This window comes from Vibrio gangliei, from assembly GCF_026001925.1.
Classification (GTDB): Bacteria; Pseudomonadota; Gammaproteobacteria; order Enterobacterales; family Vibrionaceae; genus Vibrio; species Vibrio gangliei.
Window position 1 is genome coordinate 2,534,901 of record NZ_AP021869.1, and the last position, 20,776, is coordinate 2,555,676.

General features: G+C 45.4%; 15 protein-coding genes, 3 tRNA genes and 3 rRNA genes. 8 read left to right on the forward strand and 13 right to left on the reverse strand.

Annotated elements, in window-relative coordinates:
• The first annotated feature begins 15 nt into the window (after positions 1-15).
• Positions 16-1,182 carry an acetyl-CoA C-acyltransferase FadA gene (fadA, locus tag Vgang_RS11715; protein WP_105903716.1) on the forward strand — a complete coding sequence of 389 codons (1,167 nt, stop codon included), beginning with the start codon at positions 16-18 and terminating at the stop codon, positions 1,180-1,182.
• Between the two features lie 95 nt (positions 1,183-1,277).
• On the opposite strand, the gene Vgang_RS11720 is transcribed toward fadA, so the two are convergent.
• Positions 1,278-3,818: a class I adenylate cyclase gene (locus tag Vgang_RS11720; RefSeq protein WP_105903715.1), complete on the reverse strand. Its 2,541-nt coding sequence runs from the start codon at positions 3,816-3,818 to the stop codon at positions 1,278-1,280.
• 251 nt (positions 3,819-4,069) lie between these two features.
• Here Vgang_RS11720 and hemC point away from each other — a divergent pair, with 251 nt between their 5' ends.
• The 4 genes from hemC to Vgang_RS11740 are packed head-to-tail and all read left to right on the forward strand — an operon-like array spanning position 4,070 to position 8,044.
• Positions 4,070-5,011, forward strand: coding sequence for a hydroxymethylbilane synthase (gene hemC / locus Vgang_RS11725; RefSeq protein WP_105903714.1), 942 nt, complete (start codon positions 4,070-4,072; stop codon positions 5,009-5,011).
• Positions 5,012-5,017: 6 nt separating this feature from the next.
• Entirely contained in the window at positions 5,018-5,773 is a 756-nt protein-coding gene (locus Vgang_RS11730; protein ID WP_105903713.1) for a uroporphyrinogen-III synthase, read from the forward strand.
• Complete coding sequence (locus tag Vgang_RS11735; RefSeq protein WP_105903712.1) at positions 5,766-6,866, forward strand: uroporphyrinogen-III C-methyltransferase; 1,101 nt, start codon at positions 5,766-5,768, stop codon at positions 6,864-6,866. The genes Vgang_RS11730 and Vgang_RS11735 overlap by 8 nt, the downstream gene beginning before the upstream one ends.
• Positions 6,866-8,044, forward strand: coding sequence for a heme biosynthesis HemY N-terminal domain-containing protein (locus Vgang_RS11740; protein WP_105903711.1), 1,179 nt, complete (start codon positions 6,866-6,868; stop codon positions 8,042-8,044). Before Vgang_RS11735 ends, Vgang_RS11740 begins: the two co-directional genes overlap by 1 nt.
• A 556-nt stretch (positions 8,045-8,600) precedes the next feature.
• Here Vgang_RS11740 and Vgang_RS11745 read toward each other — a convergent pair.
• The 6 genes from Vgang_RS11745 to Vgang_RS11770 all read right to left on the reverse strand — a co-directional run bounded on the left by Vgang_RS11745 (position 8,601) and on the right by Vgang_RS11770 (position 14,004).
• Positions 8,601-8,691, reverse strand: a tRNA-Ser gene (locus Vgang_RS11745).
• Between the two features lie 62 nt (positions 8,692-8,753).
• Positions 8,754-8,869: ribosomal RNA gene (gene rrf / locus Vgang_RS11750) — 5S ribosomal RNA — on the reverse strand.
• A 136-nt stretch (positions 8,870-9,005) separates the two neighbouring features.
• Positions 9,006-11,893: ribosomal RNA gene (locus tag Vgang_RS11755) — 23S ribosomal RNA — on the reverse strand.
• 312 nt (positions 11,894-12,205) lie between these two features.
• Positions 12,206-12,281, reverse strand: a tRNA-Ala gene (locus Vgang_RS11760).
• A gap of 36 nt (positions 12,282-12,317) precedes the next feature.
• Positions 12,318-12,394, reverse strand: a tRNA-Ile gene (locus tag Vgang_RS11765).
• A 68-nt stretch (positions 12,395-12,462) separates the two neighbouring features.
• Positions 12,463-14,004: ribosomal RNA gene (locus Vgang_RS11770) — 16S ribosomal RNA — on the reverse strand.
• The 16S, 23S and 5S rRNA genes sit together here with 3 tRNA genes alongside, the layout of an rRNA operon.
• Positions 14,005-14,555: 551 nt before the next feature.
• Here Vgang_RS11770 and Vgang_RS11775 point away from each other — a divergent pair.
• Entirely contained in the window at positions 14,556-15,095 is a 540-nt protein-coding gene (locus Vgang_RS11775) for a gamma carbonic anhydrase family protein (RefSeq protein WP_105902920.1), read from the forward strand.
• Positions 15,096-15,106: 11 nt separating this feature from the next.
• Here Vgang_RS11775 and Vgang_RS11780 read toward each other — a convergent pair whose 3' ends face one another.
• From Vgang_RS11780 to Vgang_RS11795, 4 genes are read right to left on the reverse strand one after another with little or no spacing between them, the layout of a single operon-like run.
• Positions 15,107-15,370, reverse strand: a complete 264-nt coding sequence (locus tag Vgang_RS11780; RefSeq protein WP_105902921.1) for a DUF1488 family protein — start codon at positions 15,368-15,370, stop codon at positions 15,107-15,109.
• A gap of 2 nt (positions 15,371-15,372) precedes the next feature.
• The gene (gene aroE / locus Vgang_RS11785) at positions 15,373-16,200 is read right to left on the reverse strand and encodes a shikimate dehydrogenase (protein WP_105902922.1); all 828 of its coding nucleotides are present in this window, start codon (positions 16,198-16,200) and stop codon (positions 15,373-15,375) included.
• A 33-nt stretch (positions 16,201-16,233) separates the two neighbouring features.
• Positions 16,234-17,148: an oxygen-dependent coproporphyrinogen oxidase gene (hemF, locus tag Vgang_RS11790; protein ID WP_105902923.1), complete on the reverse strand. Its 915-nt coding sequence runs from the start codon at positions 17,146-17,148 to the stop codon at positions 16,234-16,236.
• 8 nt (positions 17,149-17,156) lie between these two features.
• Positions 17,157-17,714 carry an L-threonylcarbamoyladenylate synthase gene (locus Vgang_RS11795; RefSeq protein ID WP_105903019.1) on the reverse strand — a complete coding sequence of 186 codons (558 nt, stop codon included), beginning with the start codon at positions 17,712-17,714 and terminating at the stop codon, positions 17,157-17,159.
• Between the two features lie 231 nt (positions 17,715-17,945).
• Here Vgang_RS11795 and purE point away from each other — a divergent pair, with 231 nt between their 5' ends.
• Together purE and Vgang_RS11805 are read left to right on the forward strand one after the other, a co-directional pair.
• Entirely contained in the window at positions 17,946-18,431 is a 486-nt protein-coding gene (purE, locus tag Vgang_RS11800; RefSeq protein WP_105902924.1) for a 5-(carboxyamino)imidazole ribonucleotide mutase, read from the forward strand.
• Positions 18,432-18,436: 5 nt separating this feature from the next.
• Positions 18,437-19,573: a 5-(carboxyamino)imidazole ribonucleotide synthase gene (locus Vgang_RS11805; protein ID WP_105902925.1), complete on the forward strand. Its 1,137-nt coding sequence runs from the start codon at positions 18,437-18,439 to the stop codon at positions 19,571-19,573.
• 67 nt (positions 19,574-19,640) lie between these two features.
• Here the strand turns inward: Vgang_RS11805 and Vgang_RS11810 are convergent, their stop codons facing one another.
• Both Vgang_RS11810 and Vgang_RS11815 read right to left on the reverse strand, forming a co-directional pair.
• The gene (locus Vgang_RS11810) at positions 19,641-20,261 is read right to left on the reverse strand and encodes a DNA topoisomerase family protein (RefSeq protein WP_105902926.1); all 621 of its coding nucleotides are present in this window, start codon (positions 20,259-20,261) and stop codon (positions 19,641-19,643) included.
• Positions 20,262-20,299: 38 nt separating this feature from the next.
• Complete coding sequence (locus tag Vgang_RS11815; protein WP_211294091.1) at positions 20,300-20,773, reverse strand: DUF494 family protein; 474 nt, start codon at positions 20,771-20,773, stop codon at positions 20,300-20,302.
• Between the last annotated feature and the right edge of the window lie 3 nt (positions 20,774-20,776).

The window sequence follows — 20,776 nt, forward strand, 5'->3', positions numbered from 1 at the left end:
ATAAGGAACATCAAAATGAATAATGTAGTAATTGTCGATTGTATTCGTACCCCAATGGGGCGCTCTAAAGCTGGTGCATTCCGCCACGTCCGTGCAGAAGATCTATCAGCACACTTAATGAAAGGCATTTTAAAACGTAACCCGAAAGTCGATCCGACTCAAATCGAAGATGTGTACTGGGGTTGTGTGCAACAAACACTAGAACAAGGCTTCAACATTGCACGTAATGCGTCACTGCTTGCCGGTATCCCTAAAAATGTGGGGGCGGTGACGGTTAACCGTTTATGTGGTTCATCGATGCAAGCTCTGCATGATGCATCACGTGCCATCATGGTCGGCGATGCCGAAATCTGCCTAATCGGTGGTGTCGAGCACATGGGCCATGTACCAATGAATCACGGTGTTGATTTCCACCCAGGTCTTGCCAAAAATGTCGCGAAAGCCGCTGGAATGATGGGTTTAACCGCAGAAATGCTCGGAAAAGTGCACGGGATCAGCCGTGAAGCGCAAGATGCGTTCGGTGCTCGTTCTCATCAACGTGCTCACGCTGCAACGGTAGAAGGTCGCTTTAAAAATGAAATCCTGCCAACGGAAGGTCATGCTCCAGACGGCACACTGCAACTGTTTGATTTTGACGAAGTGATTCGCCCAGAAACGACAGCAGAAAGTTTGTCTCAGTTACGCCCGGTATTTGACCCAGCAAACGGTACGGTAACCGCAGGTACATCATCGGCTCTATCTGATGGAGCTTCAGCCATGCTTGTCATGAGCGAGAAGAAAGCCAAAGAGCTCGGGCTACCAATTCGTGCGCGCATTCGTGCGATGGCAGTGGCTGGTTGCGATCCATCCACCATGGGTTACGGCCCGGTACCGGCGACTCAAAAAGCCCTGAAACGTGCCGGCCTATCCATTGAAGACATGGGAATGGTTGAGCTCAATGAAGCGTTCGCAGCGCAAGCATTACCTTGTGCGAAAGACCTAGGCTTACTTGAAGTGATGGATGAAAAAGTCAACTTAAATGGTGGTGCGATTGCACTTGGCCACCCACTGGGTTGTTCAGGCTCGCGCATCTCAACCACACTGATTAACCTCATGGAAGCAAACGATGTGCAGTTTGGCCTTGCTACTATGTGTATCGGTTTAGGTCAGGGCATCGCCACAGTATTTGAGCGAGTGGAATAAGCATCCACTTAAATACGAAGAGCTAAATTAATAAACAAAGGGCTTCTCTCGATGAGAAGCCCTTCTTATTTGCGACCAATCTTTAAAGCCACCAACTATTTCACATTCATTTCCGCTTGAGTGGTAACATGCATGGTATTACTGCGATAAGGCACCACATAACTCTCTCCACCATCAGGATGAATAATCTGATAGTACTGCGGTAAGTTAAAGTTACATTGAGAATCAGAACCTGAATCTTGAGTGTTATTGGTGTAAAAACGGTTCACTGTACGGATCATATCATCACGACTACCATCAAACTGACGATACACTTCGACGTGGTTATTTTCATCTAACACGTAAATATTGAAACCGTCATCATCACCTTCAAAGAAGAATTGAATCAGACCTTCACTAGCATAGGCATCGACTACATCAGGTGGCGGTAACTCTTGATTCTTACCCACTTTAAGTAAGGGCGCACCTTGCAGTTTATTGGTTGAAATGCTGCTATAAAAATCGATCGAATTTTCCAGCTTCATCACTGACACACCGCGACGCTCAAAGAACAAGCCATACATCTGATTCGCCACTTTCAGCACTTTAAATCGGCGACGCTTTTCATTTTCAACCGGTTTTAAACGTAATTCGATACACTCTGCTAGCAATTGATACACCATATTACGCATCATGCCGCGCATGTGTTCGCTATAACAGAACACGTCAACCGATTCAGGAGGAAGCGCATCTTGGTGCATCTTACCCAGAATCGTTTTTAACGCATCAATAATCGCAGTTTCACCAGAAAAATGCAGAGTACGGACTTCATGCCAAGAGTTGCGATAGACCAAATCAACACTCGATACCAAACATTGTTGTTGCTCAGAAAAACTAAACACATCCACATTGGTATTAGAAACCGTTTTGAGTTGCTGCGGTTTTAGTTGTGCAGTGGGGTCGCTTTCCAAGTTGATGAAAATCGACAACTGACTCACTTCACAAGGGCTAGCCAAAGCTTGCATGGTTGGCTGACGCTTACGTAAAGAGAAGGTATTACGTAAATCACTCACCATCTGATAGAGCTTATCTATATCAAGATCAGCATGGCGAACTACGGCTTCTAGGTGAGTAGCTTCCGTAATCAAGCCATTAAAAAATCCCCACGCCACCAGCTTACTTAAATATTGGTTATGTTCGAGCGGTGCTCGGCCAATAATGTCATACGGGTTCAATGACTGTTTGTATAAATACCAACCAGATTTATTGGTTCGCCCTTCCGGCACCTGAATAAAGGTTAAATTCGGCTCATGTAAGTCTGGTGAAATTTGTGTATTTAATAGCGTCACTTTACCTGGCAAGGTTTCAAACGCCGCATAAAGTTTTCGAGCTAAAATACTAATATCTTGCGGGCTGATCGCCGAAGTAATGTCATGTCGACGCGCAAATTGAATCAAATTACGATAACTGAGCATTAAGGCATCAAGTAGTTCATGATGCACACGCTTCACCAGTTCCACTTTCCAATGGCGGCGGTTATCCAGTGTCTCAATTAACTCTTTACTCCAACCCCAGCTCGTTACCAATTCTTGTAAAGCAGAATGACGCCAAGCTACCGTGCTGGCGTTGGTCTCACGAGAAAGTTTAACGTGTGTTTTCAAATAGAAACAACGACGCACCAGTTCCAAACGACGCTCATCACCAATACGCTCTAGGTAATGCGTCACTTTTTGCAGCATCAGATAATAGCTATCCATGCCATATTCTTTCTGCTCATGGGCAAAGAAACGACGTTTAGTATCGACAGTCAATAACTGTGGATGAGGGTATTCCCAAGAATAAGATTCAAGCAAAATCGCTTTTAAGACTGATTTATAAGGAGAATCGATACTCTTATACAGTTGCCACAAGTTAGAACCAAAATATTCTTCAGCAGGAATATGGTGTAGCTGGCCAAAATCAATCCATTTAGAACAATCGATATGGCCACTTTGGCATAGTTTTTCGACATACTCGTCGTAGCATTCCTCCATCTCTGGCGGAACAATTTGCCACAACAAACGCTGCCCAGCTAGGCGCACAGCTGAACGGTAAAATTCATCAAGCAACAATAAGTGCTGGGAAGAGCCACAGTTATCACCGGTCATTTCTTCAGATTGGTTGGTGCGAAAACGAGTTTCATCCATCAAGAAGAAGTTCGCTTCGACACCCAAGTCCTTCGCCCATTCAGTGATCAATAAACACTTATTCACTAACTTGGTTCTGGCTTCTTGCGGCATCGCGGGTGACACACACACCCAAATATCCAAATCACTGGATGAACTTTGACCGACCGAGGAAGTGCTACCCATGGTATAGAGAGCTAAGATATCAGTGGAATCCTCAGCGTCTTGTACTAAGGTCGATAATTCAAAAGACTGATCTAAATCGAATTCTTGTAGCGCTTGTAATTGATCATGAGTTAATGAGAAGTCACTCACGCCAAACGGTGCATTATCGCTAAAGCCCGGTAAATTTGAATGGTTGAAATGCAATAACACCGGAAGCAGATGAAATACTTGCTGGCTTTGAGTATCCATAATAGACAGCGCTCGCTCAATCCTTTGTTGATTGAGCTTATCTAATCTCTCTATTAATACTGTGGTATATGCTCGCAAGATAACTTCCTAAACGCATGGAGAAATAAACACGGAAGCCTGAATCAGTTTCAGACTAAAAACGTGATCAATTTAACACTTTTTCTTCTGTGGGTAAACATTATACAATTCGATGACATATGCCACTTTAGTCCAGTATGAAGCTCATCAAATTCTTCTGATTTTTCCACAATTTTACTGTTCAGCAGTAAGTTTTTCATACAATGAATGGTAGGATAACCACTCAATATCAAGGAATAAAAGGTCACTTTATGTCAACTACACCTATCCGTATCGCTACTCGCAAAAGTCCTTTAGCATTGTGGCAAGCCCATTTTGTCAAAGACGCTTTGCAACAAGCACACCCTGGACTTGAAGTTGAACTCGTCACCATGGTGACCAAAGGTGACATTATTCTTGATACCCCACTGGCGAAAGTGGGCGGGAAAGGATTATTCGTTAAAGAGCTAGAAGTTGCAATGCTTGAAGGGCGAGCCGATCTTGCGGTTCACTCAATGAAAGACGTGCCAGTCGACTTTCCTGAAGGGTTAGGTCTGGTCACTATCTGCGAGCGTGGCGATCCGCGTGATGCCTTTGTTTCCAATACCTATGATAATGTGGATGCGCTACCTCAAGGCGCCATCGTCGGAACTTGTAGCCTACGCCGTCAATGCCAGCTTAAAGAGCGTCGTCCTGATCTCATCATTAAAGAATTACGTGGCAATGTCGGTACTCGTTTGGGTAAATTGGATGCTGGAGAATTTGATGCCATCGTTTTAGCCGCAGCAGGGTTAAAACGATTAAACTTAGAAGAACGCATTCGTAGCTTTATTGAACCTGAAGAATCACTTCCAGCCGTTGGTCAAGGTGCTGTCGGTATTGAATGCCGTTTAGACGATACCCGTCTGCGTGAACTTCTCGCACCATTAAATGATACCGATACGGCTGATCGCGTTCTATGTGAGCGAGCAATGAACCTCACTCTACAAGGTGGCTGCCAAGTCCCGATTGGTAGCTATTCACTAGTAGATGGTGACAATATTTGGTTACGTGGCCTCGTCGGCGAACCTGATGGTAGCCAAATTATTCGCGGTGAAATCAAAGGCGCTAGAAAAGATGCGGAACAACTAGGGATTCAATTGGCCAACCAACTCCTTAATGAGGGTGCCAAAGATATTCTCGAGCGACTATACCATGACGAACAAGATTCATAGCCAATAATGACGGTTCTGGTCACTCGCCCAGGAAAGGATGGCGAAGCGCTTTGTCATTTGTTACAACAACGCCATATTCAAAGCCTGCACCATCCTTTAATCGAATTTAAGCAAGGCCGCGATAGTGAAAAACTGATCTCGGCTTTAGCTCAATGCGATATCGTGATTGCCGTCAGCCAACATGCTGTCACTTGGGCGTGGGAGGTATTGCAACAGCATGACCATACTTTTCCACCCCATCTAAACTATATTGCTATCGGTGACAGAACCGCGCAATTTCTCCAACAACATCAGCTAAAAAACGTCATTTCACCTAAAATCAGTGACAGCGAACACTTACTGGACTTACCAGCTTTGAAGTTAGTGAAAAACAAGCGTATTTTGATATTGCGAGGAAATGGTGGCAGGGAGCTGATTCATCAAACGCTCACTCAGCGCGGTGCTCAAGTAGAATACAATGAAATTTATCACCGAGTGTCGTTGCCGATACCCCCATTAAACACTTGGGCGCAATGGAAAGCGCAAGGTGTGTCCCATCTCGTCATCACCAGTGGTGAACAACTCGCATTTTTTATGTCGCAAGTACCCAAGTCGTATTTGCTGTGGGTAACCCAACTGATCCTTTATGTTCCTAGCCAGAGAATATACCAACAGGCTGAACAAATTGGGTTTTCACATATAATCAATACAGGAAGCGCCGCTAATCTTGTGTTATTGGATTACCTCAGTAAGACATTTTTTACAGGACCAAATCATGACTGATAATTATAACAATACAAATGACACCACAACGGAAGTCAACGCTTCGAATCAAAACAACAGCAAAGCAAAACAAAAAGGCCAAAAGCGAGCCACTGCAGCCATCGTTCTCGCGTTACTCGTGGCTGGCGCTGTCATTGCATTCGAAGGCTATCAATATACTCAAGGTCAGCAGACCATCAGTCAGCTACAAAACCAAGTCAGCCAACTTAATGCGCAAGTTTCCGCTCAATTAGAGCAGGCACAAAACAATGTAAAAAAAGAAACCACTACGCTACAACACAAATTAGATACGCAAGCCGAGCAGCAAGAGAAATCAATCAAGAGCTTGCAACTTGCCATTACCGATATCAAAGGCCGCCGACCTAATGATTGGTTACTGGCTGAAGCCGATTACCTGGTTAAAATGGCAGGGCGTAAGTTATTTTTAGAGCATGATATAGAGTCAGCCACGCAATTAATGGTCTCAGCCGATCAACGCATTGCCGCCCTGAATGATCCGAGCTTGGTACCACTCCGCAAAGCCATGGCGAAAGATATTACTCAGTTAAAATCATTACCTATCATCGACCGTGAAGGCCTCATTCTAAAATTAATCAGTCTTCAACAAGAAGTTGATCAATTACCGCTCGCCAACGCTTTATTACCTAAAGAAGAAGTCCAACAGCAAGAAGTGGTCTCAGAAGATATTAATGATTGGCAAAGCAACTTAATGACCTCATTAAAAAACTTTGCAGGGCATTTTATTACCTTTAGAACCAGAGATGGAAATGCCACTCCACTTCTATCACCAAGCCAGCATTTCTATCTAAAAGAAAATGTAAAAGCTAAGCTAGAAACCGCCATCAAAGGTGTATACGCGGAGAATAACGACATCTACCAAACGGCGCTCAATGTCACTCAGGAGTGGTCAAAGAAATACTTTAATCAGCAATCCACCAAAGTAAAAAATTTCGAGCAAGAACTCGCGAAACTACAAGAAAAAGACATCACCGTTGACTACCCAGTGAAACTGCAAAGTCAGAAGCCATTAACCGATCTCATATCTGATCGTTTACGTCGTTCTATAACAACACTTGGCGAAGGAGATAAATAATGTTTCGATTAATATTTATCTTTGTCGTACTCGGCCTAGGCTTATTTGTCGGTACACAATTTTCTGAGCAACAAGGCTATGTTCTCATATCCTTTGCTAACACGACCACGGAAATGAGTGTCACCACACTGGTGATATTTGTCGTTGCAGCCTTAGCTATCTTATTTTTGCTGGAATTCCTAATCAAGAAAGGATTACGTGCAACCAACGCCACTTGGAACTGGTTCAGCGTACGTAAACTTAAGCGTGCACGTCGCTATACCAACGAAGGCATTATCAAACTATTAGAAGGTGACTGGAAAGGCGCTGAAAAGAAAGTCACTCGCTGGGCCAATCACCATGATATGCCGCTTTTATGTTATTTAATTGCTTCAGAAGCCGCGCAAGGCATGGGGGATGAAAGTAAACGAGAAAAGTACCTCGCTCTAGCTGAACAACAAGAAGGCTATTCGCTGGCCGTTGAGATGACTAAGATCCGGCAACTAGTCCGCAATAAGCAATATGCTGACGCTCATAGCCAATTAGAGCAATTAAAAGGTCGCTATCCCAATAATACGATTGTCCTCAATTTACTGAAAAAAACATATCTAGGTTTAGAGTTATGGAGTGCTCTTGATGAGTTGCTGCCCAAGCTCAAAAAAGCAAAACTCATCATCCAAGAAGAGTATGAAGAATTGTTCTACCAAACCCAACTTGGAAAAATGAAAGAAGTTGCAGAACAAAAAGGAGTCAGTGGGTTATTGTCTTATTGGAGCCAACTGAACAAAAAGTACAAACAAGATGATCACATGATTCGAATGATGGTTGAACAATTGATCTTACATAAAGGTGACTCTGAAGCCTATATCATCTTGCGTGATTCTATCAAACAGCAACCATCCGAAGAGATCTTACCTCTACTGGCACAACTCGATTTACCCGATGTTCATCCTGTCATTGTCTTACTCGAAGGGCTGGCGAAAAAGCACAACAACCCTGAGATAAACAGTGTTCTTGGTCAATTCTATCTAAGAGAACAAAAATGGGCAGAAGCACAGGGCGAATTTGAAACCGCACTAAATCAACGCGTAAGCATTGCCGACTATTCTTACCTTGCCAATGCACTTGAACATCAAAATATGAAACAAGCGGCGGGAGAAGTCTCTCGTAAGGCATTATCATTGATTGATAAGAGCTAATTTAATATCTCTTTCCGAACCAAAAGCCAATGTACGACCTACATTGGCTTTTTCTTAACTAACCGATCTCTTCTCATACACACCATTTAATTGTAATCACGGAAGGTCTTAGACAAGTATTTTCTACCCAGCCTTTCCCTACTCAATACAAAACAAATCATTCTCAGCCCACCTCCTATAAGCTCAAAGCTGTCGCTATGAAAAATATAGCTGCTCGGAATACGAATATAGCTTTCAACATCAAGATGATAAGAAATCCATCCTATCCAAAAGAATTAACACCATCGTTGATAAAATACTTCATCTTTAAGTAGGTCAGATTAGAGTTTCTTAAGGGTTTAGATAATCAATCCAATAACACTGATTATGTTTGCAGTAATTGAAACCGCCGATAAGGATTTGAGGACAAGCTGAGGTTAAATAGATTTATACCAATGACACAATTCATATTCTCATCTAGTTAACCTTATTGGTTCAAGTAATAAGGGTAAAAGCACAACTAAATATTTCACAAATAACAAAAAGCCCGCTAATTTCTTAGCGGGCTTTTAAATGGTGGTGGAGGGATAGGGATTTGAACCCTAGAGCCGCTATTAACGACTGCCGGTTTTCAAGACCGGTGCTTTCGACCACTCAGCCATCCCTCCAACAAATTGTTATTACTGGTTTGGTAAACCAATAATATTCGACCCAAAGGTCTTAAATTAAAGCCTGGCGATGTCCTACTCTCACATGGGGAAGCCCCACACTACCATCGGCGCTACTTCGTTTCACTTCTGAGTTCGGCATGGAATCAGGTGGGTCCAAAGCGCTATGGTCGCCAAGCAAATTCTTTTGTTAATCGCCGTTAGGCGCTTAACTTAATTCGGAAAGCTGTTTGCTATCTCTAGCTAAAGTCTCATCACTCATTCAAGTGCTTATCTGTATTCTTTTGAGTCCATCAAAACCCTTTAGGTGTTGTATGGTTAAGCCTCACGGGCAATTAGTATTGGTTAGCTCAACGCCTCGCAGCGCTTACACACCCAACCTATCAACGTCGTAGTCTCCGACAACCCTTTAGGACGCTTAAAGCGCCAGGGAAGACTCATCTCAGGGCTCGCTTCGTGCTTAGATGCTTTCAGCACTTATCGATTCCGAACTTAGCTACCGGGCAATGCCATTGGCATGACAACCCGAACACCAGAGGTTCGTCCACTCCGGTCCTCTCGTACTAGGAGCAGCCCCCTTCAATCTTCCAACGCCCACGGCAGATAGGGACCGAACTGTCTCACGACGTTCTAAACCCAGCTCGCGTACCACTTTAAATGGCGAACAGCCATACCCTTGGGACCGACTTCAGCCCCAGGATGTGATGAGCCGACATCGAGGTGCCAAACACCGCCGTCGATATGAACTCTTGGGCGGTATCAGCCTGTTATCCCCGGAGTACCTTTTATCCGTTGAGCGATGGCCCTTCCATTCAGAACCACCGGATCACTATGACCTGCTTTCGCACCTGCTCGAATTGTCATTCTCGCAGTCAAGCGGGCTTATGCCATTGCACTAACCACACGATGTCCAACCGTGTTTAGCCCACCTTCGTGCTCCTCCGTTACTCTTTGGGAGGAGACCGCCCCAGTCAAACTACCCACCAGGCACTGTCCTCACCCCGGATAACGGGGCTAAGTTAGAACATCAACACTACAAGGGTGGTATTTCAAGGACGACTCCACAACCACTGGCGTGATTGCTTCAAAGTCTCCCACCTATCCTACACATGTAGGGTCAATGTTCAGTGCCAAGCTGTAGTAAAGGTTCACGGGGTCTTTCCGTCTAGCCGCGGGTACACTGCATCTTCACAGCGATTTCAATTTCACTGAGTCTCGGGTGGAGACAGCGTGGCCATCATTACGCCATTCGTGCAGGTCGGAACTTACCCGACAAGGAATTTCGCTACCTTAGGACCGTTATAGTTACGGCCGCCGTTTACCGGGGCTTCGATCAAGAGCTTCTCCGAAGATAACCCCATCAATTAACCTTCCGGCACCGGGCAGGCGTCACACCGTATACGTCATCTTACGATTTTGCACAGTGCTGTGTTTTTAATAAACAGTTGCAGCCACCTGGTATCTGCGACTCCCGGCAGCTTAGAGAGCAAGTCTCATCACCGCTAGGAGCGTACCTTCTCCCGAAGTTACGGTACCATTTTGCCTAGTTCCTTCACCCGAGTTCTCTCAAGCGCCTTGGTATTCTCTACCCGACCACCTGTGTCGGTTTGGGGTACGATTCCTTACAAACTGAAGCTTAGAGGCTTTTCCTGGAAGCATGGCATCAATGACTTCACGCCCTTGGGCGCTCGACGTCGTGTCTCGGCCTTAAGATTTCCCGGATTTACCTAAGAAATCAGCCTACGCACTTGAACCTGGACAACCATCGCCAGGCCCACCTAGCCTTCTCCGTCCCCCCATCGCATTTGTAAGAAGTACGGGAATATTAACCCGTTTCCCATCGACTACGCCTTTCGGCCTCGCCTTAGGGGTCGACTTACCCTGCCCCGATTAACGTTGGACAGGAACCCTTGGTCTTCCGGCGAGGGAGTTTTTCACTCCCTTTATCGTTACTCATGTCAGCATTCGCACTTCTGATACCTCCAGCAAACTTCTCAGTTCACCTTCAACGGCTTACAGAACGCTCCCCTACCCAGCATACTAAAGTATGCTGCCGCAGCTTCGGTGTATAGCTTAGCCCCGTTACATCTTCCGCGCAGGCCGACTCGACCAGTGAGCTATTACGCTTTCTTTAAATGATGGCTGCTTCTAAGCCAACATCCTGGCTGTCTGAGCCTTCCCACATCGTTTCCCACTTAGCTATACTTTGGGACCTTAGCTGGCGGTCTGGGTTGTTTCCCTCTCCACGACGGACGTTAGCACCCGCCGTGTGTCTCCCGGATAGTACTTACTGGTATTCGGAGTTTGCAAAGGGTTGGTAAGTCGGGATGACCCCCTAGCCTTAACAGTGCTCTACCCCCAGTAGTATTCGTCCGAGGCGCTACCTAAATAGCTTTCGGGGAGAACCAGCTATCTCCAGGTTTGATTGGCCTTTCACCCCTAGCCACAAGTCATCCGCTAATTTTTCAACATTAGTCGGTTCGGTCCTCCAGTTGATGTTACTCAACCTTCAACCTGCCCATGGCTAGATCACCTGGTTTCGGGTCTATACCTAGCAACTCGACGCCCAGTTAAGACTCGGTTTCCCTACGGCTCCCCTATACGGTTAACCTTGCTACTAAATATAAGTCGCTGACCCATTATACAAAAGGTACGCAGTCACACCACGAAGGTGCTCCTACTGCTTGTACGTACACGGTTTCAGGTTCTATTTCACTCCCCTCACAGGGGTTCTTTTCGCCTTTCCCTCACGGTACTGGTTCACTATCGGTCAGTCAGGAGTATTTAGCCTTGGAGGATGGTCCCCCCATGTTCAGACAGGATATCACGTGTCCCGCCTTACTCGATTTCACTTAGTATACGTTGTCGGTTACGGGGCTATCACCCTGTATCGCGGCACTTTCCAGAGCCTTCACCTGACGCATATAAAGCTTAAGGGCTAATCCAATTTCGCTCGCCGCTACTTTCGGAATCTCGGTTGATTTCTCTTCCTTCGGGTACTTAGATGTTTCAGTTCCCCGAGTTCGCCTCTTAACACTATGTATTCATGTTAAGATACATGCTTATGCATGTGGGTTTCCCCATTCGGAAATCGTAGACTCAAGTGGCTGTTACTGCCTAATCTACGCTTATCGCAAGTTACTACGTCCTTCATCGCCTCTGACTGCCTAGGCATCCACCGTGTACGCTTATTCACTTAACCATACAACCCAAAAGGGTCTTATGTATGTTCAACTAAATAAGGTTTTAGTTTTTGATGATTAAGAGGGTTAGTCTTAGTCATCGTTGCCGGACTCAATAGATGTTTTTGCCTACTTTTATGAAAAAGTAGATAAAAACCAGAATACAAGACACTTGAATGTGTGTTGTGTGTTTATCTTTAAGATAAACATTGAGAACTTTTATTTGATAAAACATAAAATGTTTTATCAGTCAGCTTTCCAAATTGTTAAAGAGCAAGTTAAGTCTTTCGAATTAACCATTTTTAAATATTTTCAGTGAAAACACTTAAAGATGGTGGAGCTATGCGGGATCGAACCGCAGACCTCCTGCGTGCAAGGCAGGCGCTCTCCCAGCTGAGCTATAACCCCATCGAAATTCATGTCAGCCAATCTTTTAGGAAAGATTGGTGGGTCTGAGTGGACTTGAACCACCGACCTCCCGCTTATCAGGCGAGCGCTCTAACCAGCTGAGCTACAGACCCAACATGAAACTCTTACTTTCTAAACCTAATCAATCTGTGTGAACACTCATCAATGCACAATCTTTACGTAAGGAGGTGATCCAGCCCCAGGTTCCCCTAGGGCTACCTTGTTACGACTTCACCCCAGTCATGAACCACAAAGTGGTAAGCGTCCTCCCGAAGGTTAAACTACCTACTTCTTTTGCAGCCCACTCCCATGGTGTGACGGGCGGTGTGTACAAGGCCCGGGAACGTATTCACCGTAGCATTCTGATCTACGATTACTAGCGATTCCGACTTCATGGAGTCGAGTTGCAGACTCCAATCCGGACTACGACGCACTTTTTGGGATTCGCTTACTCTCGCAAGTTCGCTGCCCTCTGTATGCGCCATTGTAGCACGTGTGTAGCCCTACTCGTAAGGGCCATGATGACTTGACGTCGTCCCCACCTTCCTCCGGTTTATCACCGGCAGTCTCCCTGGAGTTCCCACCCGAAGTGCTGGCAAACAAGGATAAGGGTTGCGCTCGTTGCGGGACTTAACCCAACATTTCACAACACGAGCTGACGACAGCCATGCAGCACCTGTCTCAGAGTTCCCGAAGGCACACCTGTATCTCTACTGGCTTCTCTGGATGTCAAGAGTAGGTAAGGTTCTTCGCGTTGCATCGAATTAAACCACATGCTCCACCGCTTGTGCGGGCCCCCGTCAATTCATTTGAGTTTTAATCTTGCGACCGTACTCCCCAGGCGGTCTACTTAACGCGTTAGCTCCGAAAGCCACGGCTCAAGGCCACAACCTCCAAGTAGACATCGTTTACGGCGTGGACTACCAGGGTATCTAATCCTGTTTGCTCCCCACGCTTTCGCATCTGAGTGTCAGTATCTGTCCAGGGGGCCGCCTTCGCCACTGGTATTCCTTCAGATCTCTACGCATTTCACCGCTACACCTGAAATTCTACCCCCCTCTACAGTACTCTAGTTTGCCAGTTTCAAATGACCTTCCGAGGTTGAGCCCCGGGCTTTCACATCTGACTTAACAAACCACCTGCATGCGCTTTACGCCCAGTAATTCCGATTAACGCTCGCACCCTCCGTATTACCGCGGCTGCTGGCACGGAGTTAGCCGGTGCTTCTTCTGTTGCTAACGTCAAACGATAAGAGTATTAATCTTACCGCCTTCCTCACAACTGAAAGTACTTTACAACCCGAAGGCCTTCTTCATACACGCGGCATGGCTGCATCAGGCTTTCGCCCATTGTGCAATATTCCCCACTGCTGCCTCCCGTAGGAGTCTGGGCCGTGTCTCAGTCCCAGTGTGGCTGATCATCCTCTCAGACCAGCTAGGGATCGTCGCCTTGGTGAGCCCTTACCTCACCAACTAGCTAATCCCACATAGGCGTATCCAATAGCGCAAGGCCCGAAGGTCCCCTGCTTTGCTCCGAAGAGGTCATGCGGTATTAGCCATCGTTTCCAATGGTTATCCCCCTCTACTGGGCAACTTCCTATGCATTACTCACCCGTCCGCCGCTCGTCAGCGAGAAAGCAAGCTTTCTCCTGTTACCGCTCGACTTGCATGTGTTAGGCCTGCCGCCAGCGTTCAATCTGAGCCATGATCAAACTCTTCAATTAAAGTTTTGTTGAAGCTAAAAGCTTCGGCTCAATGAATTCTGATATTTAGCATTACTAAGTAATGTTGAATTGACTGTGCTCGATACCGAAGTATCAAATTGGTCACTCAGTTCATTGATAAATCTTCTTTGATTATCATCAACGAGTGCCCACACAGATTGATAGGTTTAAATTGTTAAAGAGCGTTGTTCTTATTGAGATTACTTAGCGCATCTCGTTGAACAGGGCGGCCATTTTAGCGATTTAAAAGTTCGTGTCAAACACTTTTTTAAAACTTTTATTTCATTCACTTTGAAAAGTGAAATCAAACGAGCTCAAAGCTGTTCTCGCAAACCTTTTTGAGAAGGTTTTGACCTCTGAACCGTGCTGCAGCCTGGCTGCGTGCTCCGTGTCAGTGAGGGCGCATTATAGAGACCTGAGTCACATTGGCAAGCCCTTTTTTCACTTTTTTTTGTTTTTTTGATCGTTTGATTACTTTTGCGCCAAAAACGACTGTTTTAGCTAGTTTCGACTCTATATTTCTTCATAATTAGACTAGATAAGGAGTAAAAATGAACAATATTCGTAGCTATAAAGGCATTACCCCGCAATTAGGTAATAAAGTTTATATTGATGACTCTTCTGTTCTTGTCGGTGATATTAAAATTGGTGACAACTCTAGCGTTTGGCCTTTAGTGGCTGCTCGTGGCGATGTAAACCATATTCATATTGGTGAGCGAACCAACATTCAAGACGGCAGTATATTACATGTCACCCATAAGAATGCAGACAATCCTGTCGGTTTTCCTCTTATTATTGGTAATGATGTCACTGTTGGTCATAAAGTCATGTTACATGGTTGTACCATTCACGATAGAGTGCTGGTCGGCATGGGCGCCATTGTATTAGATGGCGCAATCATTGAATCTGATGTCATGATCGGTGCGGGCAGTTTGGTGCCGCCGAATAAGACATTGGAAAGCGGTTATCTTTATATTGGCAGCCCAGTTAAGCAAGCTCGCCCTTTAAATGAAGCCGAAAAAGCCTTTTTGCTTAAATCAGCGGATAATTACGTGGTTAATAAAAATGACTACCTTAATGAACTAAAGTAGTCATCTATCGTTTAGCCCAGAATGACCTCTCCATTTGGGCTAAATGTTTCATCCTCAATTGCCTCTTCAGCCATTTCTTCTAAATCAAACTGTACTCTTGAAAAAGCCTCTAGTGCTTGTTGTTGGGATGTCACTGAATTGCCATCTAACTCAGATAGCAAACCTAGTGACGCGGTACAAGGAATAAGCTGACCAGCTTGCTGCGCAAAAAAGATCACACACTGACGAGAGTCATCCCACTTTTTATCATCTGAAAACAAAATATTTTGATTCACGCTTAACTCTCTAAATTTTTACGCAGCTCGCGCAGCACTTGGCGAATACTGGGACGCAAACCTCGCCACAGCATAAAACTTTCAGCCGCTTGCCCCACGAGCATTCCTAAACCATCATAGGCATGCAAGACACCATTCTCTTTTGCCCATTGATTAAATAACGTCTTATCTCCACCGTAGCTCATATCATAGCTGACAGTCTGAGGAGAAAAGATGCTTGGGCTGATTTCAGGCAAGCCACCCGTTAAACCGGCTGACGTTGAATTTATCACTACATCAAACGGGCCATTAATACTGTCCATGGCTTGAGCACAGACCGAACCATATCCTTGAAATACATCCACCAACGCTTGAGCCTTACTCAAGGTACGATTGGTAATCACCAATTGCTGAGGATTCTGATCCAATAACGGCTTAATAACACCACGCGCTGCTCCACCAGCTCCCAGGAGTAAGATTCGACTATCTTGCAGCGGCGCTTGGTTTTGCAATAAATCTTGCACTAAGCCTTCACCATCGGTGTTATCACCAATGATTTGCCCATCATCTAACTTTTTAAGCGTATTCACCGCTTGAGCCAATTGCGCACGCTCGGTTAATCGGTCAGCAAATTGATACGCATCGAGCTTAAACGGCGCAGTGACATTACAGCCTTTACCTCCCGAGGTAAAAAACTGGTACGCTGCATCGTTAAAGCCGTCTACTGGCGCTTCAACAATGCCATACTCCATCGCTTGATTAGTTTGACGAGCAAACAAGGTGTGTATGAATGGTGACTTACTGTGTGAGATCGGATTCCCAAATACCGCGTATTGATCAAGATTACTCATATTATGGCCTTTCCTTGCCGGCTGTACTCGCGCTTACCAATCGCGCGGTTGTAAATAGTTTTGATATAAATTCGCTTCTGCTGACTCGCTGTGTGGTGAATAATCATATTCCCAACGGGCCAATGGCGGCATCGACATTAGAATCGATTCCGTGCGACCACCACTTTGCAATCCAAATAACGTCCCGCGGTCATACACCAAATTAAACTCAACATAACGACCACGGCGATAAAGCTGGAATTGACGCTCACGCTCACCAAATGGCGTTTCATGGCGCTTTTGTACGATCGGTAAGTAAGCTTGGGTAAATCCCTCTCCTACCGCTTTGAGGTAGTCAAAACACACAGAGAAATCCCATTGGTTTAGATCATCAAAGAATAAGCCCCCGACACCGCGAGTTTCATTACGATGCGGTAAGAAGAAATAGCGATCACACCAGGCTTTATGCTCAGGGTAAACTTCTTCACCAAACGGCGCACAGATGGCTTTGGCAGTATCATGCCAGTGTTGACAATCTTCTTCAAAAGGATAAAACGGGGTTAAATCAAATCCACCACCAAACCACCAGATCGGCGCTTCGCCTTCCTTTTCTGCGATAAAGAAGCGCACATTAGCATGCGAGGTAGGAACATACGGATTATGAGGATGCAAAACTAACGAAACCCCCATCGCCTCAAAGCGACGACCGGCTAATTCAGGACGATGCGCCGTCGCAGAAGCTGGCATTTGGTCACCAAAGACATGGGAAAAGTTAACCCCACCTTGCTCAAACACCTGTCCATGGCGAATCACTCGACTACGTCCACCGCCACCTTGCTCACGTTGCCATGCATCTTCAATGAACTTGCCGCCATCAACCGCTTCTAATTGCGAGCAAATGGAATCTTGCAGAGACATAAGAAACGCTTTGACGGCGTCTTTATCAACTTGTTGGTTTTGAGCATTCATTACGTTATTTATCCTTGTCTTAATACCGCGCAAGTTTTCGCATCACGGATCTCAGTTGGCTGAGTTCGACCGCCAACTTTACCTTGTAAGATGGCAACCAACTTATCACCGAGTTGTTGTTCTACCTCTTCCGTAGTGCGACAAGGCTCTAGTCCAGTTAAATTAGCACTGGTAGAGGTGATCGGCTTACCAAAGGCCAAACACAGCTTTTGCACTAAAGGATGATCGGTGATGCGCACGGCAATCGAGTCAAATTGGCCAGTAAGATGAGAAGAAATTCCAGCTTTAACCGGCATCACCCAAGTGACAGGGCCTGGCCAGGTACTTTTTACCGTTTGTAGTTGCTCAGCCGTTAATTGATTTTCATCGATATAAGGTAAGATTTGCTGATAACTGGCTGCAATTAAAATCAAGCCTTTCTCAATCGGGCGCTGCTTGAGCGTCAAAAGTTTGTCTATCGCTTGTTGATTATCTGGATCACAACCCACCCCAAACACCCCTTCAGTTGGATAGGCGATCACTTCACCTTGCTGTAAAGCCTGTAATACCGATTCAAAATTATCCACGTTTGCTTCTTCCTTGCCTTTCATATTATTGCAACTTCGTCAGTGTATAAAACCTAACGAACAATGACTAAAAGTTTTTAACGTTCGGAGTGCTTAATCGGCTTTGTATCGACAAACAAGCTGACGCAAACGTTTTCCTTGTGGTTTTTTCTCAGTATAATGGCGCTAATTCATTAGTAATGACCTTGCTATTACAAGGTCTACTCATCATTAGTTGTTAAGGAGTGTTCGATGACTGTTGGAATCATCATGGGTTCAAAATCTGATTGGCCAACCATGAAACTGGCTGCTGAAATGTTAGACCGTTTTAACGTGCCATACGAGACCAAAGTGGTTTCTGCCCACAGAACACCTCACCTACTTGCGGAATACGCTGAATCTGCCAAAGAACGCGGCATCAAAGTGATCATCGCAGGGGCCGGTGGTGCAGCGCATTTACCGGGGATGACCGCCGCATTTACTAGCCTACCTGTGCTCGGTGTACCGGTTCAATCACGAGCTTTATCTGGCGTAGACTCTTTATATTCCATCGTACAAATGCCAAAAGGCATCGCAGTGGGCACGTTAGCCATTGGCGAAGCAGGCGCGGCCAATGCGGGCATTTTAGCGGCACAAATCATTGGTACTTTTGATCAATCCGTAATGGCAAAAGTAGAAGCCTTCCGCAAAGAACAAACTGACACTGTACTGGCAAATCCAAACCCAGCCGAGGATTAATACTGATGGCGAACAAACAAGTTTTAGTATTAGGTGCAGGCCAATTGGCACGGATGATGTCTTTAGCAGGTGCACCTCTGAATATTGATATTTCTGCCTTTGATGTAGGCAGCGAACATATTGTGCATCCGTTGACTAAAAATGTGATTGGCCATGGTTTGAATAATGCCATTGCGGCGGCTGATGTCATCACTGCAGAGTTTGAACATATTCCTCATTCAATCTTAGACATTTGTGAACAAAGCGGAAAGTTCCTACCAAGTACCCAAGCGATCAAGGCAGGCGGTGACCGTCGTATTGAAAAGCAATTATTGGATGACGCCAGCGTAGCCAATGCCAAATACGCCATTATTAATACACGCTCTGATTTTGACGCTGCGATTGAATATGTCGGTATTCCAATGGTGCTAAAAACCGCATTAGGCGGCTATGATGGAAAAGGACAATGGCGCTTAACAGATAGCAACCAAATCGACTCACTATGGAACAAAATCAGCGCCAGCTTAGAAGCGACACCAGAACAAGCCGTGGTTGCTGAAGAGTTTGTTGGATTTGATCGTGAAGTGTCTTTAGTCGGTGCGCGTCGCGCTAGCGGAGAAATCGCCATTTACCCACTGGCGGAAAACGTCCATGTCGGTGGCGTGCTCAGCTTATCTATCGCCATTGATGAACCAGAGTTACAAACTCAAGCGGCACAAATGTTCAGCGCGGTAGCAAACGAGCTTGACTACGTGGGCATTTTAGCGATTGAGTTTTTTGATGTGCAAGGCAAATTACTGGTGAATGAAATTGCTCCTCGCGTCCACAATTCTGGTCACTGGACACAACAAGGCGCAGAGGTTTGTCAGTTTGAAAACCACTTACGCGCGGTGTGCAATTTACCCCTTGGCAGTACTCAAGCCATTCGTCATACCGCGATGCTAAATATCTTAGGTCAAGACAGCCTACCTGAATCGGTATTAGCCATGCCACAATGTCATGTGCATTGGTACGGTAAAGAAAAACGACCAGGACGCAAAATGGGGCATATTAATGTATGCGCTCAAAGCAAAGATGAATTAAAACGAAATCTAACGGAATTAGTGAACGTACTCGATCCGGCTGCGTTTCCTGAACTTCAAGCGCACGTAGCGAAACTGTAATCGCATACGATTCAACAAAAAACCGCCTCATTCACAGGCGGTTTTTTTATAAATGACACTTTCGTATTCACTCTGTTTCGGTTTCGCTTTGAGTATGCTGACACTTACGATCAGCGCACTGAATTTTACTGCCACTGGCTAATCGCCTTTCCACCAGCAATGGGAAACCACAGTGTTCGCACTTGCCTTCTATTGGCGGCAGGTTGATTGAAAACTTACACTTAGGATAGGCATCACAAGCATAAAAGCTTTTTCCAAAACGAGATTGACGCTCCACCAAGTGGCCAGAGTGACATTCAGGGCATACCAACTGTTGCTCATGACTTTCATTTTGAGGCGGTGCGATGGGCGATTCAATGTGGTGACACTCAGGAAAACGACTGCAACCAATAAACATACCAAATCGGCCTTGACGCAATACCAGTTGACCAGAAACGTGCTCATCAGAAGACGTCTCGCCACATTCAGGGCAAGCGACACCAAGCTCTTTAATGATATGGCCGTCATTTTTATGCAGAGGCTTAATGTAATCGCAATCAGGATAACGATGACAACCTAAAAATGGACCTCGCTTCCCATGACGCAATTGAAGCTCACCTTGATGCTCAGTGCCACATTTAGGGCAAGCTTCATGTTCTAGCGCGTGTTCATGAGCAGAAAATAACTGCTGATCGATTTTATTACTCATAACATCCTAAATTGAGCGCCTTAAATTAATGCACTCTGTTAATGCACTAAGCCTTGTTCGGTCGAATAAAGTAACTCTTCCATCTGGGTATAAGCACTTTCATTGCCGGGCACATTGAACAGCACCATTAAAATCACCCATTTGAGATCATCCAATGTGAATTCATTGGTTTCCAAGCCCATAACACGATCTATCACCATTTCTCGGGTTTCCGTGGTCAAGACTTGTACTTGCTCTAAAAACAATAAAAAGCCGCGACAAGTCACATCCAAACGTAACATTTCGTCTTGAGTGAAAATACGGGTAGATGTGGCTGAACTGGTCGCCATATCAAGACGTGCGCCGCCTTGTTGCAATGCGGCTAAGCCCTCAAGCCAATGCAAGGCTTTATAGATTTCCTGTTGGTGAAATCCCGCTCGCAATAACTCTTCTTCCAGCTCATCTTGATCGATAGTGAGGTCTGCGTCGCTATGGATATAGGTTTCGAACAGATACATCAAAATGTCCATCATAAT

Excerpts from the sequence above, each read along its gene's own strand:
- fadA (WP_105903716.1), top strand. The coding sequence starts at position 16 with ATGAATAATGTAGTAATTGTCGATTGTATTCGTACCCCAATGGGGCGC.
- hemC (WP_105903714.1), top strand. The coding sequence starts at position 4,070 with ATGTCAACTACACCTATCCGTATCGCTACTCGCAAAAGTCCTTTAGCA.
- Vgang_RS11730 (WP_105903713.1), top strand. The coding sequence starts at position 5,018 with ATGACGGTTCTGGTCACTCGCCCAGGAAAGGATGGCGAAGCGCTTTGT.
- Vgang_RS11735 (WP_105903712.1), top strand. The coding sequence starts at position 5,766 with ATGACTGATAATTATAACAATACAAATGACACCACAACGGAAGTCAAC.
- Vgang_RS11740 (WP_105903711.1), top strand. The coding sequence starts at position 6,866 with ATGTTTCGATTAATATTTATCTTTGTCGTACTCGGCCTAGGCTTATTT.
- Vgang_RS11775 (WP_105902920.1), top strand. The coding sequence starts at position 14,556 with ATGAACAATATTCGTAGCTATAAAGGCATTACCCCGCAATTAGGTAAT.
- aroE (WP_105902922.1), bottom strand. The coding sequence starts at position 16,200 with ATGAGTAATCTTGATCAATACGCGGTATTTGGGAATCCGATCTCACAC.
- hemF (WP_105902923.1), bottom strand. The coding sequence starts at position 17,148 with ATGAATGCTCAAAACCAACAAGTTGATAAAGACGCCGTCAAAGCGTTT.
- purE (WP_105902924.1), top strand. The coding sequence starts at position 17,946 with ATGACTGTTGGAATCATCATGGGTTCAAAATCTGATTGGCCAACCATG.
- Vgang_RS11805 (WP_105902925.1), top strand. The coding sequence starts at position 18,437 with ATGGCGAACAAACAAGTTTTAGTATTAGGTGCAGGCCAATTGGCACGG.
- Vgang_RS11810 (WP_105902926.1), bottom strand. The coding sequence starts at position 20,261 with ATGAGTAATAAAATCGATCAGCAGTTATTTTCTGCTCATGAACACGCG.
- Vgang_RS11815 (WP_211294091.1), bottom strand. The coding sequence starts at position 20,773 with ATGATGGACATTTTGATGTATCTGTTCGAAACCTATATCCATAGCGAC.